Origin of the sequence: Paenibacillus sp. GCM10027629 (assembly GCF_042676425.1) — a bacterium.
Taxonomy (GTDB): Bacteria; Bacillota; Bacilli; order Paenibacillales; family Paenibacillaceae; genus Paenibacillus_K; species Paenibacillus_K terrigena.
Genome location: NZ_JBHTGZ010000009.1, coordinates 1,196,650 through 1,214,130 on the forward strand (window position 1 = coordinate 1,196,650; position 17,481 = coordinate 1,214,130).

General features: G+C 43.9%; 17 protein-coding genes. 1 reads left to right on the plus strand and 16 read right to left on the minus strand.

What is annotated here, in order from left to right:
* Nucleotides 1-69: 69 nt before the first annotated feature.
* The 10 genes from ACFQZR_RS14915 to ACFQZR_RS14960 all read right to left on the minus strand — a co-directional run bounded on the left by ACFQZR_RS14915 (nucleotide 70) and on the right by ACFQZR_RS14960 (nucleotide 10,195).
* Nucleotides 70-858, minus strand: coding sequence for a class I SAM-dependent methyltransferase (locus ACFQZR_RS14915; protein WP_379347143.1), 789 nt, complete (start codon nucleotides 856-858; stop codon nucleotides 70-72).
* Between the two features lie 27 nt (nucleotides 859-885).
* Entirely contained in the window at nucleotides 886-1,752 is an 867-nt protein-coding gene (locus ACFQZR_RS14920) for an AraC family transcriptional regulator (RefSeq protein WP_379347145.1), read from the minus strand.
* A 158-nt stretch (nucleotides 1,753-1,910) separates the two neighbouring features.
* The gene (nagA, locus tag ACFQZR_RS14925; RefSeq protein WP_379347147.1) at nucleotides 1,911-3,065 is read right to left on the minus strand and encodes an N-acetylglucosamine-6-phosphate deacetylase; all 1,155 of its coding nucleotides are present in this window, start codon (nucleotides 3,063-3,065) and stop codon (nucleotides 1,911-1,913) included.
* Nucleotides 3,062-3,850, minus strand: a complete 789-nt coding sequence (locus ACFQZR_RS14930; protein ID WP_379347149.1) for a DeoR/GlpR family DNA-binding transcription regulator — start codon at nucleotides 3,848-3,850, stop codon at nucleotides 3,062-3,064. Before ACFQZR_RS14930 ends, nagA begins: the two co-directional genes overlap by 4 nt.
* A gap of 153 nt (nucleotides 3,851-4,003) precedes the next feature.
* Entirely contained in the window at nucleotides 4,004-5,320 is a 1,317-nt protein-coding gene (locus tag ACFQZR_RS14935; protein WP_379347151.1) for an ABC transporter substrate-binding protein, read from the minus strand.
* Between the two features lie 31 nt (nucleotides 5,321-5,351).
* Nucleotides 5,352-6,512, minus strand: coding sequence for an efflux RND transporter periplasmic adaptor subunit (locus ACFQZR_RS14940; protein ID WP_379347153.1), 1,161 nt, complete (start codon nucleotides 6,510-6,512; stop codon nucleotides 5,352-5,354).
* A gap of 25 nt (nucleotides 6,513-6,537) precedes the next feature.
* Nucleotides 6,538-7,398, minus strand: a complete 861-nt coding sequence (locus ACFQZR_RS14945) for a carbohydrate ABC transporter permease (RefSeq protein ID WP_379347155.1) — start codon at nucleotides 7,396-7,398, stop codon at nucleotides 6,538-6,540.
* 15 nt (nucleotides 7,399-7,413) lie between these two features.
* Nucleotides 7,414-8,241 (minus strand): carbohydrate ABC transporter permease, encoded by an 828-nt coding sequence (locus ACFQZR_RS14950; RefSeq protein ID WP_379348853.1) that lies wholly within the window; start codon nucleotides 8,239-8,241, stop codon nucleotides 7,414-7,416.
* Between the two features lie 162 nt (nucleotides 8,242-8,403).
* Nucleotides 8,404-9,504 carry a sensor histidine kinase gene (locus tag ACFQZR_RS14955; RefSeq protein WP_379347157.1) on the minus strand — a complete coding sequence of 367 codons (1,101 nt, stop codon included), beginning with the start codon at nucleotides 9,502-9,504 and terminating at the stop codon, nucleotides 8,404-8,406.
* Nucleotides 9,497-10,195 carry a response regulator transcription factor gene (locus ACFQZR_RS14960; protein ID WP_018758287.1) on the minus strand — a complete coding sequence of 233 codons (699 nt, stop codon included), beginning with the start codon at nucleotides 10,193-10,195 and terminating at the stop codon, nucleotides 9,497-9,499. Before ACFQZR_RS14960 ends, ACFQZR_RS14955 begins: the two co-directional genes overlap by 8 nt.
* Nucleotides 10,196-10,452: 257 nt before the next feature.
* Between ACFQZR_RS14960 and ACFQZR_RS14965 the strand changes: the two genes are divergently transcribed.
* On the plus strand, nucleotides 10,453-10,668 hold the full coding sequence (locus ACFQZR_RS14965) for a DUF3955 domain-containing protein (protein ID WP_379347159.1): 216 nt from the start codon (nucleotides 10,453-10,455) through the stop codon (nucleotides 10,666-10,668).
* A gap of 80 nt (nucleotides 10,669-10,748) precedes the next feature.
* On the opposite strand, the gene ACFQZR_RS14970 is transcribed toward ACFQZR_RS14965, so the two are convergent.
* From ACFQZR_RS14970 to ACFQZR_RS14995, 6 genes are all read right to left on the minus strand, one after another.
* The gene (locus ACFQZR_RS14970; protein WP_379347161.1) at nucleotides 10,749-11,876 is read right to left on the minus strand and encodes a Ger(x)C family spore germination protein; all 1,128 of its coding nucleotides are present in this window, start codon (nucleotides 11,874-11,876) and stop codon (nucleotides 10,749-10,751) included.
* Nucleotides 11,873-12,988 (minus strand): GerAB/ArcD/ProY family transporter, encoded by a 1,116-nt coding sequence (locus ACFQZR_RS14975; RefSeq protein ID WP_379347163.1) that lies wholly within the window; start codon nucleotides 12,986-12,988, stop codon nucleotides 11,873-11,875. The genes ACFQZR_RS14970 and ACFQZR_RS14975 overlap by 4 nt, the downstream gene beginning before the upstream one ends.
* 18 nt (nucleotides 12,989-13,006) lie before the next feature.
* On the minus strand, nucleotides 13,007-14,455 hold the full coding sequence (locus tag ACFQZR_RS14980; protein ID WP_379347165.1) for a spore germination protein: 1,449 nt from the start codon (nucleotides 14,453-14,455) through the stop codon (nucleotides 13,007-13,009).
* A gap of 152 nt (nucleotides 14,456-14,607) precedes the next feature.
* Nucleotides 14,608-15,408 (minus strand): hypothetical protein, encoded by an 801-nt coding sequence (locus ACFQZR_RS14985; RefSeq protein ID WP_379347167.1) that lies wholly within the window; start codon nucleotides 15,406-15,408, stop codon nucleotides 14,608-14,610.
* A gap of 138 nt (nucleotides 15,409-15,546) precedes the next feature.
* Nucleotides 15,547-16,923: an amino acid permease gene (locus ACFQZR_RS14990; RefSeq protein WP_379347169.1), complete on the minus strand. Its 1,377-nt coding sequence runs from the start codon at nucleotides 16,921-16,923 to the stop codon at nucleotides 15,547-15,549.
* A gap of 194 nt (nucleotides 16,924-17,117) precedes the next feature.
* Nucleotides 17,118-17,345 (minus strand): DNA glycosylase AlkZ-like family protein, encoded by a 228-nt coding sequence (locus ACFQZR_RS14995; protein WP_379347171.1) that lies wholly within the window; start codon nucleotides 17,343-17,345, stop codon nucleotides 17,118-17,120.
* Between the last annotated feature and the right edge of the window lie 136 nt (nucleotides 17,346-17,481).

A 17,481-nucleotide genomic window follows, 5' to 3' on the forward strand; every position in this document is an offset into this window, starting at 1 on the left:
AGAACCACGTACAAAAAAAGACTTCTGTGGGATCTCCCCTTTCAAGGATCCCACCAGAAGTCTTTCTCCTTATTTTCGCAGCTCATACATGATGACATCAGCGTTAAGAAAATCAAATTGATTCTTATCAAAATTCGTATATTTGTGATCGATGTGCAACCCGCACTGCTCAACAATATCCTCTAGCTCGTTCGGGTGATACAGCCTCAGATTAAAATCCTCAACTTCTGTACGAACATACCGACCATCCACATAAAGATCGTAGGACAATGTAGAGGATTGAATTTGCTCTTCGGCATCATAGGTCGAATCCCCTTTGAGCACCACTTCGATTGAGCCTTTTCTTACTTTCTTACCTTGATGTTCCGCATCAGATTCGAGTTTAGCCTCATCTACATGAGAGGAAGAATTGTTGCGATATTCCAAATCGGTTATCACACTGAGAACAATTCGTCCGGATGATTTCAGAGAATGTTTCATCATTTGTAAAGCTTGGTCGATCACAGCTCTGTCCGTAAGCAATGAAAAAGATGCTGCTGCGATAAAAATAAGGTCATAAAGCTCTCTATTCGAGTCAAACGCTGCAAAATCGCATAAATCAATTCGAGATGATGAATCCATCGAGCGTAGTTTATCCCGGCACCTTGCAATCATATCTTTCGATACATCAAATCCATCGACGAGGTATCCTCGTTCCACAAATGGAATAATAAATCGTCCCGAACCACACATCGGTTCTAAGATTCTCATTTCTTTCGATGCAAAAGATAACAAATAGTTCAATTCTTCGCTCGGTGCTGTTGGCTTGTCAATATCGTAATACAATGAACATAAATCACCATAATAGTGTTTGTCCATGAGCTCCATTCCTCTCCCTGCCGCCTGTTACTTAATCGGAACATAAATATCCATGACAGCATCTTTCAATCCGTGGCAGCGTTCATCATAGAATTCAAAGTCAAGTTTGGATTCATCATAGGCATAATCGCTGCTTGGGAACCATTCCTCGAAAATGTATTTCCAAGTTGCCTTCACTGCTGTTGAGAGTGGATCCGCATCATAGGAAGACGCTGAATCCATGTTATCAACGGGGGGCGTAGTGAAGATGGCATATTTCGCTTCTGGTACTTCCCATGTCATCATATCTGGTGTAACTTTGGCGTAATCTTCAACAATGACACCAAATAAATAGATGATATTGCCATCATCCGAGGAAGGAATACAGATCCCCACCTCCCCATGCGCTGGCGGATTCAACTGGGTATACATTTTGTTCTCTAGATTCTCACCGATATACGTGTCCCAGTAAGCTGCGATATCTTTGGTATAACCGCTTGCAATGTTAGTTCGAATGCCATACCCTGCCACCTTGAATGCAGGTTTACTCGTGATCATTGGATTCATTTGAAACCCTCCTGTACTCGATGCAGATTGAGTTGTACTGAAGTTGTTAATCTTGGCAATGTATACCGTGGGGCTGTAGCCAAATTCTTTACGAAAGGCCTTGGAGAAGCCGCTTGCCGTTTCAAAACCATATTCCAATGCAATATCAATGACTTTGCGGCCTAAAAGCAGCTCCCTCCTGGCTTGATTCAATCTCTTCTTACGGACAAAGTCCATTGGCGGCACGCCTTGAACCATGCTGAACACTCTGCAAAAGTGATAAACCGAATATCCAATATGATCTGCGATCTCATTGGCATTTAGATCCTTTTTCAAGTTCATTTCGATATAAGCGATACTTCGCCTCATATCCTCTGCGTAATTCAATGCATCATCTTTCCTTTCTCCGCGCGGTGATGTCATTTGAACATATTATAGCTGTCAGGAAGAGAAGCTGCTGTTCCAATTTTGCTAAATCGACTACATAGGAAGAGGTCGAGAATATCAAAAAGAAAAGCCTGAACATATCAGGCTTTACATGAAATGACGCCTTCGATCATGGTCCATTGCACTTCATATTTCTCGTTAAGCAAGACGAAATCCGCATCGAATCCGACTTCAATATTCCCTTTACTCGACAATCCTAAGATCCGCGCGGGTGATGTCGATGCCATCTGCACCGCATCGATGAAGGGTATTCCGTTCTCAACTGTCAGACGCAGCGCTTCATTCATCGTTACCGTACTCGATGCCAAAGTACCATCGGCTAGCCTAGCAATCCCCTCCGTTACATGAACATGATGGCCGCCGAATAGGTAATCCCCATCGCCAAGTCCCATCGCTTGAAGCGCGTCCGTTATGAGCACCATCCCTTCAGGCCCTTTGATGCGATGCATCAGCCTGACGATTGCAGGATGCAAGTGAACTTGATCGACAATTGCTTGCAGGCTCACATGTGGTTCCTCGAATGCGGCGACGATGAGACCGGGATCTCGATGATGAATCGGTCGCATCCCGTTAAAGCAATGCGTCACATGGCTTGCGCCCGCGCCAAATGCCTCTTTTGCCTCCTCGTACGTCGCATCGGAGTGCGCTACAGCTATGACAACTCCTTGTTCTTTCAAATAAGATATTAGTTCTAATCCACCCGGCAATTCCGGCGCAATCGTCACCATCTTAATGAGTGAACCCGCTTCCTGGAAAATAAGCTTCATTTCTTCAAGATCAGGATGACGAAGATACTTCTCATTCTGCATCCCTTTGCGCTTCGGGTTCAAGTACGGCCCTTCCAAGTGAATGCCCACGATCCTCGCCCCATGCTCATGACCAATCACCGATTTCACGCTGCGAATCATATTCAGCAAATCTTCTATCGTGGAACTCACGGAAGTTGCTAAGAACGATGTGCAACCTGTTGCTGCACATGCACGAGATACCTCTTGAATACTGGCTTCGGTTCCATCCATCATGTCGTATCCATTAGCGCCATGAATATGAACATCGATCATGCCAGGGATCAGCCACATGTCTTGACCATCGATACGTTCGTATTTGTCATCGATTTGCAGGCTCTCTTGCGTCTCAATTCGCTCGATCTTTCCATCTGCAACCCAGACCGTAGCTGAAGATAATAATTGATGCGGCAGCAATACGTTCACATTTGTGATCATCTTATGATTCATCGCGATTCAGCTCCATCCTGTGGATTTTCTGTCGTGCACTCGATCAGCGTAATATTTCTAGCATCCAATAGTTCTCTCATTTCGCTTGAAACCGGTTGATCAGTCACGATAATATCGACGTACTCAAAATCGAGCTTGAATCTCGATTTCGCCCCGAATTTCGTATGATCCACGACAAGAATCACTTGATCAGACTGCCTAGCCATTTCTTTCTTAACCCTGACATCTTCTTCATACGGATAATAGAGTCCGTCTGGGCGAATGGCCGTTGCTCCGATAAATGCTTTGTCGGCGCGAATTTCGCGAATTTTATCGACGACAGAAGGACCGGATAAGAGGCGGTTCTGGATGTGCAGATAACCGCCGAGCACATAAATACTCAGATCCTCACGTTTGGATAGAATGCTAACGTTATCGATGGAATGGGTAACCGCGGTAATCTGTTTGGCCTCAACATGCTCCGCGACAAATTGAACCGTCGTCGAGACGTCCAAGTAGACCGTCTCATGATCGCGAATCAGCTTGGCGCTGAGTCGGCCAATCTCGTCTTTGCTGGAAGATTCCTCGATGAGACGATCTTGATAGGATGAGAGCTCCTTCTGAAGCTCTGGCAGGGCCACCCCCCCATGCGTTCGTACTACAACACCTTCTTGAACTAACCTAACAATATCTCGACGTGCCGTATCTCGCGATACTTGGAAATGCGAGCAAATTTCGCCAACGCTCATGGATTGATGCGCTTTTAAATAAGCTAAGATTTTCAATAATCTCTCCTCTTGGAACATCTCCATTCCCTCCTCATTCGGCAATTTAATCAATATAATAAGTATATATAAGCATTATTCGAATTTCAATAAGTATTTATAAGTAAACAAAATGGACCCACCGCATCGCAGTAGATCCATCACACTCAACATCCATTTTCAACTGTTGCCCAACTACTCATTTATATACGTCGTTACACGATTCTGAATCAGCTTTGCCACTTCTTTCGCCGACTTCTGACCGCTGAAATACGATTTAGATTCTTCTTCAATAATGGATAACATCTTATCGTCCGCCTTAGCCAAGCTGCTCGCAGATTGAATGAGCTGCTTCAGTTCATCGAAGTGGCGAACCGTCATTTTCGTTGTGATCTCACCGTTCTTAACGCGCTTCTCGATGTCTTGAAGCGTCTGTTCATTGACCGATGTGAGAAGAGAGAAGCCTTCTCTTTCCTTCAAGGATTGCGCTTCTTCCGACATAAGGAATGCAATGAACTTCCATGCTTCATCTTTAACCGGTGAATTGGCTGATATCCCAAGTTGGTTCGGTATTAAGAAGGTCGTACCAGGTACATCTTCCTTCGTATGCGGGGTAGGCAATAATTTCGGATTCGCATAGAATCGGAATGCCACTTCAGCCACATCCAAAGGCGAGTATAGATATGTATGATAGAACAATTGGCTGCTCGGCTTGCCTTCATTTGCCGACAAGATTTTTTCGTCATACATCTTTTTTATTTGTTCCAGACTTTGCACGAATAACGGTGTATCGAATTTCGCCTGATGATTCTCGGCGTCTATGAAATCAGTAAGATTATTCTTAATCAAGATTTGTAGGAATCGTTCCGGCGCGTAACTCGCCAGCGCGAATCGATCCCCTTGGCTGCTCGCCTTGAACTTGCGCGCCACATCCTCGAACTGTGTCCACGTCCAGTTCTTCTCGTCCACCTTGACTGTCTTCGTAAGAGCATCTCCATCCCCGACAAACGTACCGACGAAGAATGAAGTTGGAACGGAATACAAGCCTCCATTCATTTTCATCCCATTCAACACATTCATGTTCAGATCGCTTTTATTCAACGTTTTATCGGCTTCTAACCGATCGCTCATATTGACAAGCATATTTTTAGTCACATATTTCTCGACCGGCAAATAGCTCATTTCAATGATGTCTGCGCCTTCCCCCGATAACATCGCTGAATTCGTCTGTTTAAGATACTTTTCAGCTGATGATTCCGTCATTTCCTCATCAATGCCAAGATAAGCTTGAATTTGCAAGTCGATATCCGGATACTTCTGTTCGAATTTCTTCTCTAACGCCTCGAAGTAAGGATTGACCGTGAGTGAACGCAGGGTAACAATCGTCTTGCCGTCATTGCTCTTTCGTTTCTCTTTACTAGCCGTATTCTTGCTGGAGTCATCTCCACTACCACAAGCGGTCGTCGCCGCGATTAAGATACACATCATGCCTGTCAGCATTTGTTTTTTCATCGTATGATTCCTCTCTTCTCCTAGATCAATGTTATTGCAGTCGGATACGATTGCCGTTCTGTAACGGCTCCGTACTCTCCAGAATGATCAGATCATTCATGTTAAAATCAAATGACATGATCAATGTTTCTTTGTCATTGGATTCACTGGATTGGATCTTGGTCTTACGAACAATAAATTCATTGCCAAGTGCGCCTTTCTTCTGTTCTATCCGGTATATATATTGGCCCTCTCGATCCTGGTGAATCGCCTCATTCGAGAGGATTAAACCCTCTTGTGCTGAGCGTTTCGTCAGTTTGATGACAGCCTGTTCACCCCCCTTCAGCTGAGAATCGATTACTTGCACATGAATGATTTTCTGTGCGACCACTGCTGGCGTCTTCGTCTCTTGATTCGATGACGTGTCTATTCGCGGCGCTGCATCAGCGATGTCGTAGACCGTTCCCTCGATAGTCCTGACTTGTTGACTAGCGTCGGATCGGATCTCAATCGGTACTTTCTCCTTCAACGTGATCCCCAGGCTGGTCATGAGCGAGGAATCGACCATGACCTCCATGCGAAATCCGCGAAGGTTATTCGCAACTTGAACATCTGGTTCTCCGATCGATGCCATCCCTTCAACAGCGTTCAATTTCGTGACGACACCGTCGAAAGGCGCGGTCAGCTTATTGTTATTCTCGAGCTTGTCTTGCAGCGAATGAATCTTTCTCTCCTGTACACCAAGATCGATTCTGCGCATTTCGATATCGCGTCTAGTGCTGCGAACCTTCGCTTCGTCGCCATCCGTTGCGTATGCAATAAATTGGTCTTGGCTATTCTGCAGGTCGAACTTAAGCTTGGCTAATTGTGCTTCCTCGTCTTTCAGTTCTTGTTCCGCTGATTTGCTGTCATAGGTGATTAGGGACTGTCCTTTCTTCACTCGATCTCCTTCTTTGACCGCAATAGCAGTTACTTTCCAACCAGCAGGATTCAAGAGCTTCGCTTCCGCTAGCGGTTGCAACACACTGCTCCCCTCGAGCGAATGCTCGATACTGCCTAGAATCGCTTTCTCCGCTCTTACTTTCGGCAGCGTCAGAGATTGCAGCGTGTTGCTATAAATGGTAAATATCAAGAGTGCTGCCATAAAAATAATGAAGATCATTCGAATCTTCCGATTGCGTTTGCGTTGATCTAATATCTCTATTGACCCCATTACGTTAGCCTCCTAACCGTACCAACTACCCTTTAATACCGGACAGTTGAATGCCTTCGATAAAGTAAGATTCCGCATAAAGAAATAACAGCACCATGGGTGTCATGTAGAGCATGGATGCTGCGAATGCAACGCCTTTCTCTTCCTGATTAATTCTCGATAGAAAGACGGACAGTGGCATCTTGAACGGTTCATCCAAGAAAATCAGCGGTTGTTCCACCATGTTCCAGTAATCGACGAATAATAGAACGATAAGGGCTGCGACTCCTGGCTGAATCATCGGGATAATAATCCTGCAGAAAATTCGAATGTGACCAGCACCATCGATTTTGGCTGCTTCGATATAGGCATACGGAATATTCATCGTGAATTGTCTAAGCATAAACACGCCGAATGCTGCGAAAATACCAGGTAATATCATTGCGCTTGATGTATTCATCAGTCCCAAACGATCCGCAATAATATAATTAGGTACGAGCGTAACTTGGAACGGCATGAGCATCGTCAACACATACACAAGAAACAACTGATCCCTTCCGCGGAATTGCAGCTTGGAGAACGCATATGCAGCGAACGCTGCCACCAGTGTCTGCCCTGCAATGATCGGTACAACCATATATATGGAGTTCCAGAACATCAAGAGAAATCTAGGACTATCTACTAAAATTTTATGATATTGCTCGAAAGTCACAACATCTGGCAGAAGCTTCAGATTGACGAATTCCGATGTGTTCATCTTCCCGATTGCGTCGTAATTCATGCTGATTTCACTCGCCGAAGTCAAGGAATTTGTGAAAGTAATCACGATTGGAAACAGCAAGGATAGTGCGATGATCGACATCAAACCTGTTAATGCTATTTTTGACCCTACATTCGTTTTTTGCACTTGGTTCACCTCCTGCTATTCCATAAACTGTCGGAACCTTCGTTCAAGCGCAAACAATAGGATGACGATGATCAATATGCACCCTACCATCATGGTTGCCGCTGCCGTTAACTTCTGAATGTCGAGCGAAATGAACGTATTGTTCATATAATGCTGAAGCATATAAATGCTGTCATGGGGATAATCACCTGCAATCAGGTATGTTTCCCGGAATACCTTGAACGAATTGATAATGGACATGATGATGACGAAGAACATCGTCGATGTTAAATAGACCAACGTGATGCTCCTGAACTGCCGAAGACGCCCCGCCCCTTCCAAGTCAGCGGTTTCGTAGTAATCTTTAGGGATTTGCTGGAGTCCTGCCAAGAATAAAATAATGTTATACCCGACGTTCTTCCATAAATACACGGCGATCACAACATATCTCGCAGCACTTGTCTTCATCCAATCGATACGTCCGATGCCAAAATCTTGAAGCAATGCATTGAGCGATCCATTCCAATCAAACAGGATCTGCCAGATTACAACAATGGATGCTACGGGAACCACAAGCGGCAATACATATGCCGTTCTCAGGGCATTGCGAATGTAGATGTTCTGATTTAATAGCATGGCTAATCCAAGTGAAATCGCGATGATCACCGGAACCGTTACTACGGTGAACCAGAAGGTATTGGACGCGGCTTTGCGAAAGGAGTCGCTTGCCATCAGTACTTGATAATTATCCAAGCCGACGAATTGGCCATTGATCGTGCTATCCATTAATGAGTACCCGACACCCGTAGCGAACGGGATCACATAAAACAAGGCGAACCCGATCAAGCTAGGCGCAAGGAACATCCAGGCCGCTGCAGAATCACTGCGAATCCATTTATCCAAGTTGAACTTTCTTATGTACGCAAGCCAAAAACCCCATTTCTTTTTCAACCGTGTTCCCCTCCCTACTACGACAAGGATAGGTGAAACATTTTAAAAAGAAATGGGGTAATCATTAAATTTTCCTTAATTCACTTCAGCTTGCGGTAATCGCACTTCAAAGATGGTACGTATGATGCTGCTGTCGGCCGTGATCGTGCCATTATGCTGTGATACGATATTTTTCGAGATAAATAGACCAAGACCGGTGCTGCCCTCATGATGCGTCCGTGATTTGTCGCCGGTGTAGAACATCTCGAATAGATGCGGTAGTTCTTCCGGTGAGATCGCGTTCCCGTAATTGATTACTTGAACCACAATGTCACCTGCATCAGGGAATGCATGAATATCAACGAATCTACCGTCACTGCCATAACGAACCGCATTCGTTAATAAATTCTCGAACACGCGGGCGAGCAGGTCTCCATCCCCCATAATCATTAACTGCGATGATGCCTGTAAGCGGGATGCTAAGTTATTCTTCTCAAATAGCGGATATAATTCTTCGGACAACTGCTCCAGCAGCGCGGCGAGATCGATTGGTTTCTTCTCAATTTGCACCATGCCGTGATTCATTCTCGTAATCTCGAACAATTCATCGATCAATCTCTCAAGACGCTGAGACTTGGCGTAAGCAATGCTCGTATAGTGCCGCGCTTGCTCTTGCGACAATTGCTCGTCCTTCAGAATATAGTCCAAATACCCAATGACAGAAGTTAACGGCGTACGCAGATCATGGGCCAAGTTTAACACCAGTTGATCTTTGCTGGTCTCCGCAAAATCTCCTCTTGAGACAGCTTCCAACAATTTTTCACCAGCGATGTTAATGTCTGCTGCAATATCCCCGAATTCATCACGAGACGATACCGTTACACGTTTCTCGAATTCGCCATTGGCTAAATTTCGAATCCCATTGGATATTTCACGGAAATAAGTTGCATAACGCTTCGTCAGCAAGAAGAAAAAGAGAATTGCTAAGGGAATAAAAAAGATCAAGAAGAAATTGATATCGCCGACTTCTCGGATAAAATAACGAATTCTAGTCTCATAATCTTCAAATTTCACTTGGGTATGATAATAGAGCTGAAGTATTTTGTACAAGCCGTAAATGATACTTCCCGCTAAGAGCATACTTAGTCCGAATATTAAGATCATTTTGGAGCGAAAGCTTCTTAACATGCTACCCATTGAACGTGTACCCTACCCCCCACACGGTTTTGATCAATTTGTTCTTGTTCATATCTTCCTTCAGCTTTTTGCGCAAGCCCCGGATATGCACCATGACCGTGTTGCCGCTCTCATAGTAAGCTTCACCCCATACTTGCTGGAAAATATTCTCCGCACTAAACACCTTCTTCGGATAACTGGCGAGCAGATATAGAATATCGAATTCTTTGGGGGTTAAATCGATCGGTTCTCCATACAACGTGACCGAACGCTGATCCAGATTTATCATCACACCTCCAACTTCCAGCACGGTTGAACCGGCGACGGGCGCTGGTTGATTCAAATGTTTGAAACGTCTAAGCTGTGCATTCACGCGAGCGATCAGCTCCATCGGGTTGAATGGCTTGGTTACATAATCATCCGCCCCTCGTACAAGACCCGTGATTTTATCTAAATCGGTTGCCTTCGCGCTTACGAAGATGATTGGCATCGGATTATGCTCTCGAATTTGGCGGGTGACTTCGTATCCATCTAGTTTGGGCATCATGATATCCAATATCGCAAGATCAATATGATGGGTTTGCACCGCATGAATTGCTTCTTGACCGTCCGACGCCTTAATGATCGCATACCCTTCTTTCTCTAAATGCAGGCAAATCAGATCAACAATCTCTGCTTCATCATCTGCGATTAGAACCGTAATCTGTTTCATGATATCCATCCTCTGCGTATAGTTAACAATTGCACCATTATATCAAATTCATTCCTTTACTTCCAAGCGTTGAATCACATCGAGATGCTAATACGATTTGTTTTTTGAATCACGATCATTATTTATTGTTTTACGATAATTAATTATTGACTAATAATTATTGTTGAATTAATATCAATGTTATCGTAAAACAAGGATGACATTCAGGAATACAAAAGAGATTAAACAACGAGATCGGTATAAAAGGAGATATACACATGAAAAGAAAATTTGTGATCGCGTCTATTCCATTGCTTCTTGGCGTTCTATGTTTAGCAATCTATGCAATGATCGGGTCTAGTGTTGATTCTGACGGGACATTGCATGAACCCTTCTTTCTCATCCCAATCGGTTATCTATTCTTCTTCAGCGGCATTATTGCTATGCTGTACACAGGTATCACCTCGACGATGAAGAAGATACGGCAAAGATAACAAAAGACGACATCCCCCTCGTTAAGGAAGGATGTCGTTTTTTTTGCGTCGTCACGCTTTGTTTAAGACGATCTCCAGCTTCATTCAATTGTCCCCGTACGAATGAGATTCACATGGAATTGGGTTTGAATTTTCGCTTTTTGATATTTTTCTCCCCATTTATCTCGTGTGAGATGGGCATTCCTTACACTGCTCCGATATACATTTCCGAAACCGATCGCATCCGAATTCATACGCTGCAGCTTCTGGATCAGTTGATCGGTTTCTTTTTGCAGCTCTTCGCCGATCTTCTTCTCAAGAAGTTTCTTCGCTTCATTTTTGCTGAAATCATATCGGTCTGTAATCTCCTGCAATTCTACATCCATATGTACTCGTACATGGAACTGGAGCGGCTTCATGGAGGTAAGACGGATACGAACCTTGCTCCCAATATTGGAAATAACGACACGTACTTTTCCGCCCTTTTGACTCACCAAATGCGGCTCTAATTCAATACGGTCAATACCGATTTCTTGTAAATATTCCTTCTGTTTGCCTCGAAGCAGCTTGAGCAAATACCCCTCGCTTGGCGCGATGGTGCCCACAGCCCTATCATCTCGGAAGAGGACGAGTCCCGATATTTCAACGCTATCATCTTTCTTCATCAGAATGGGAAGGACCGCGTCCGAGCCGATGCTGTACATCGCACTACGATAATCCTGAACGGTACAGGAGGGAACCCAATCATCCTCGATGTGCTGTTGAATCATCTCATACAAATGCGTTCCAATATCCGGAATTTGTGGATAGTTATGCGATAATAATTCGTGCGCCGATCCATTGCTCATGGCTAGATAAATACTGTCGCCCATAAAAGGATCCCGAGTCAAATTTTCGACCACATCGGAAACGCCTGCCTTACCCAATTGATCATCAAATATGACAACACGAATTTGCCCACTGACGGAGCTGTGCGATATCATACTATTGATTTTAATCCGTGCACCCTTAGTGCTGTTCGCAATCGTAGATATCACTTTGGATTTTTTGGCAGATTCTGTTGTGGGATTAAGTATGACGGACGTGACATTGAGCTTGTTATTCGGTAATCCGTCAAACCCGACTGCTACACTAAGACCGAGCTTTTCTAGCACACTGGTCCCCACACAACCTACAAGCAGGCATAAACTTATGATGATAAGCACGGCAATCTTCCACTTCGATTTCATGATTCCTTACTCCCTTTGTGATCCTTCCACCACTGACGAATATACGTCATGATGAACAACAAGCATGGATAGTAATACGATACAACAACCGAATATTGTCCGATATAATTATTCAGCTGATCAATTTGCCGACGATTCTGGAAGCATGTAGAAGCAATGAGTACGACGGCTGCGATACCATAAATCGTGAGCTTCTGGTTCCATTTGAAAATCCTGGTCGTTCCCCGGACGAGAATCCATGCCAGCATCATAAATCCCGGTACGACGACGAACATCCAGAATGGGATTGCGATGAACTCGATCCGTTCCAAGAACGGGTACTTAATGATCTTTAATAAGTTGATCGAGCCCCAGATCGTCTTAGGCATCTGATTCTCACTGAAATATACAATGGAGATCACCATAATGAGGAGGTACAGCAAGTTGCTGAATAAAATGCTGCCCTGGGCATACCGTAATGCCTTGTCTTTATCTTTCACAAGGGTATATAAGAAGAAAATCACTTCAAATCCAGCGATCGTAAAGCCCATCTTCAACGCTCCCGCGACCAAATGCTGTACCGTGGTATCAAAGACCGGCAACAGACGCCGCCAATCTGCGTATTGCAGCGGGTAATAGAACAAGATCGTCGTTGCCGCGATCAGAATAAAACTAATAAAGCTAAGCTGCAGTACGACACGGATCCCGCCAAGGCTGCCATAAACCATCAAGACGACTAAGATTAGGCCTAACAACCAAGTTGGGAAATCAGGGAAAATCCACGATTGTACGGCTTCGATGTAGGTTCGAACAATGGCTGTCATATTCGTGATGAAATATAGCATGATAACAACGCTTAATGCATTACCTATCCATTTGCCGAACAACGTACGATGGATATCGTACAGATCATCATCATTGTTCTTCTTCATGGTCGTGATCATCATCCACATCACAATATGGGTTACAATGCCGGCGAGGATAACGGAGATCCATGCATCATGCCCTGATTCCTTGTAGATGTACCGCTGGAATCCAAAGATCCCAACGCCAATCTGAACACTGGGAATCAGGAACAACAGCATATGTGCCTTGAACTGGTATTTGGCTGGTGTATGTTCAGGATTGGTCATTTTTCCACCTTAACTAAGTTAGTTGTCGATATCCCCCGCCCATAACGAGGATAAACGGAATGACTTGATAAATTTACGGATACTGTGTCCTGTCGAGGTCAGCCCCTTAGGCTCAGGCATTAGCATATCTTGGCTTAACGTATTCGATTGGTCCTTCGGGTGAATGGCGTAAAAATAAGGTTGCCCTAAGCTCGTCTGACGAATTAAATGGATCACCACCAAGAGAGAGATAAAAACGATCCCAATGCTACCCCAGAAACCTGCAAAAATGACCATTGGATAACGTACGAGCCTGAGTGTACTGCTCATAAAATAATTCGGTGTAGCAAAGGAGCCCAGTGCTGCAAGCGCAACGAGCATGATTAGAATGTTGCTCGTAAAGCCTGCTTGCACTGCCGCTTGTCCGATCACGATACCCCCAACGATACCCATCGTCTGACCAACCTTTGTAGGCAGCCTTGCACCAGCTTCCCGAAGCAATTCCATCGTAATCTCAAGAATTAGCGTCTCGAATAAGGGCGGAAACGGCACTTTTGATCTCGATTCAATGAGAGACACGAGCAAAGAAGATGGAATGATCTCATAGTGAAACGTTAATGCAGCCACATAGGCCGGTGTTAAATAGACCGAGATAAATAGTGCGAGCATCCGCAGGCAGCGGAGAAATGTCCCGATGCCCCAGCCCATATAGCGATCTTCCGTGGACAAGAAAAAATCCGTAAATTCCGCCGGGCCGATAATCGCTAACTGACTTCCGTCAACGAGTATGATGATTTTTCCTTCAAGCAGCGAGTGGCTAGCCAAGTCTACGCGCTCTGTTAACAACATCTGCGGAAAAATGCTGCCGTCGTTGTCTTGAATCATGTGCAGCAGTTCGGCGCTTCCCGTGACATCATTGTTCTGAAGCTGTTCGATCCGTTGTCGTACCACATTGACGCAGCTCTCTTCAACACGGTCCGACATGAACATCAGCCGAACAAGGGTATGTCGCTTATTCCCAAAGTGTAGCTCCTCATTCTGTAATGATGGATCTGGAATCGATGAACGCAGTAACGCTGTACTGGTCTCAATCGACTCGGAAAAAGCGAGCATCGGGCCAAGGATCGTCGTCTCATTCTCGGGAGCGCCGATCTGCCGTTTTGGCAGATTAGCTACATTCGCGATGACTCCTATATCCGGTGTCGCGACATAAGCCCACCCCTTCATCATGAGAGGAATGGCCTCGTTCAACGATTCTAATGGCTTAACTTCTCCAACCGTCAATATTCGCATAAGGTCTTCAGAATTCGAAATCCATTTCACTTGCAGCAGCGGCGCAAGAATGAACTTGTTTAGCATGTCTGTGTCCACAAGTTCAGGCAAATAACATACAGCCGTATTGGATGAAATGGCACGAATAACAATCTTCGTATGATCCTGAAATCGTAATGCGAATTGGTCTCGTAATGTGTCAACGAAGTCTGTCATTTCAATCCGCACCTTTCTAACCAACTTGGGAAAATCAGTTAAATTGTACCCATCTCAAGGACAAACCATACGGAAAGAAATGACAACACACCAAAACAACTAGGTTTCCTCAGAATCATTGCAGCTTGTAATCTCGCATTTCTTCCATACGTTTATTTCGGAAGCTTGGCCTCTGCAGCATAAATGGCACTCCGAATCATCGTCTCCCATTCGTTTATTTTTTTCTGTGATGCATGAATTTGACTTAGATCTCCAACGATTAATCTCAATTCTGCAGCTACCTTCACGGCATCCCCCTGCTTGACAGCTGCTTTATAACGTTTGTCAGCCTCAATTCTTTGTTTATTGAAATCTGTTATTTTTTTGTTCTCAGCTGTAATTTGTTTTTTTAGCGTTTGCACCGGTACTAAAATATCTTTTACAATTTTGGCTTTTTCGGAAGCCTGCTTCTTCGCAGTAGTTAAAGCATCCTTTTTCAACATGATCTCCTGTCGTGCTGCAAGAACAGAAGCCTTCATACGGTTCCGCTTGAGTTCAAACAGAAGAACTGATTTATGATCTTTGCGTTTCCTGGCTTCTGCTGCTTTCTTGCCAATATCAGTGTATTCCGCAAGTAAAGGTGCGAATTTCTTCTGACTCTTGTCTGCTTCCGTTTTCAACCTGTCGAGCTTCTCCTTGTCTATGAGCTGTACTTGAATATTGATTTCTTTTAGCTTCTCATTGTTTTGCTTGCGCAGTACCTGAATTTGCTGCTTATCCTGTTTGTTGGTTAGTTCTAAAGCGGAAAAGCTATCATGCAATTGATCAATGCTTGTTAACGCACTATCCCACCCAGTATCTGAAGCTTCTACAAATGGTGGTCTAACCAGGAACAGCAAGAAACATAAAATTAGAACTACTAGACCGATCTTATATCGGTTATCTGCACCTCTTCTTTGCAACAAATCAATCATCTCCTAATCTCATATGATCTTCAAAAGAAGCGCAAAAAAGCACCCCACAAGAAAGGCTTGATAGCCAATCCTGCGAGGTGCTTCTCCCGCACTCTTTCAATTTGATATTAGTATATATTCGATGAGATAGAATGTCAACTAATTTTCGGAACGTGTGTTCTCACCTCTATTTCCTAATTGGTTGGAACGAAATTTGATAAAAGACGTTACGATCAGAATGAGCAGGACTGCAAGGCAAGTCCCTATGCTAATTCGGTTCTGACTGTCTAACAGGAACATGGTTGCAATAACAGCGAGACACAAAACTACAAACCCTGTTACATAAGGATATCCCCAAACCTTGAAGGTAGGCTTAACAGGATATTGCTTACGCAGCTTCAGCTGGGATAAAGCGATACAAATCCAAACCAAAATCACAACGAATCCCGGAACAGCCATCAAAATACGGAAAAGCTGATCTTGTGCGATTAGCCCCAACAAGGATCCGGCAAGCAAAATGACCGCACACAGCAAAAGCGTATTTACCGGACTACCCTTCCGGTTCGTCTTGGCTAGTGATTTAGGAGCTTCTCCTGCTGCAGCCATGGAAAATAGCATTCGTGATGCACCGTAAATACCAGAATTGGCCGCCGATAGAACAGCCGTGACCAGGATGAAATTCATAATATGAGCTGCGCCTGACAGCCCGGTCGCTGAAAGCACTTGTACGAATGGACTGCTCTCCGATCCCAACTGATTCCATGGAATTAAACCGCAGATAACCAGAATCGGCAGGGTGAAAAACAGAATGATTCGTAAAATAAAATTACGAACCACCTTGGGTAATAAACGTTCAGCGTTCTCCGTTTCATTAAGAGTCAATCCGATCAGCTCAGACCCACCGTAAGAGAACATTACGACAAGCATTGCAGATAATACTGAAGTCCAGCCATTCGGAAAAAACCCTCCGGAATTCGTGAAATTTTGCAAATAAGGCGTATTATCACTTGGAATAATACCGAATATCAGACATCCACCCAACACGATAAAAATGATAATCATGGCAATTTTAATGCCCGCCAGCCAAAATTCAAATTCTCCAAAGGTACCTACGCTCATCAAATTAATTATAATAATAAAGGCGGCACAGACCAGACTTAGCAACCATAACGGCGCATCTGAGAACCAATATTGCAGAAAGCTGCCCGCAGCAATAACCTCTATAACACATACAGACAACCACATAAAGCAGTACATCCAACCCATAGTGAATGAGACCTTTTCTCCGAACGCTTCTCGGATAAAGTCCTTCATATTCCGATTTGGATATACAGTCGCCATTTCTGTCATTGCAGCCATAACAACTAGCAGCAGTAATCCTGCAACTACATAGGATACGATAACCCCCGGACCTGCCAGTCCGATCGTTTCGGCGCTGCCTTTAAAAATTCCTGTTCCGATCACGCCGCCCATAGCCATAAAACTGATATGTCTAGGTTTTAATTTTTTTTGTAATGATCCCTCTGTTTGTCCCATCCATATCCTCCTGATGTGCAATTCATGTATGTTATTTTAAAACGCATATACCAGTATAACCTTATTTGCAAATTTGTGAATATGCAGGATGTCGGATGATGTCAAAATGTAAACAAAATTTGCGTCCGTGTGATAGGTCTTTTAAAATGAATCAAATTTAAAATCTTGATCTAAGGCAATACATAATAACCATATTATCTTTCAGCGACTGGCTTATACACTTCCCATCGATATTCAAAATCAAATAACTCTTTGATTAACGTCCGATCCCATATTAAATTATCGAGCGGAGCGAGTATACTTGATCTCTTATCGGTTGTGTCATGTTCTATGGCCTTATGTAGAATGTTGATGTTTATGGATCGTATAAAAAAATGGATATTGGAGTCCTTCCACTTTAACTTCAATAATCCACTGTTCATCCATTAATTTCTCAAAAGCTTGGTTTCTCTGAAGACTTATTTGTCGATGATCAATTCTTAGAGCGTAGTGATGTTTTCATGGGACATATCAAATAAAATATCCCGTTAAGTCAGTGACTTAACGGGATCAATGAAT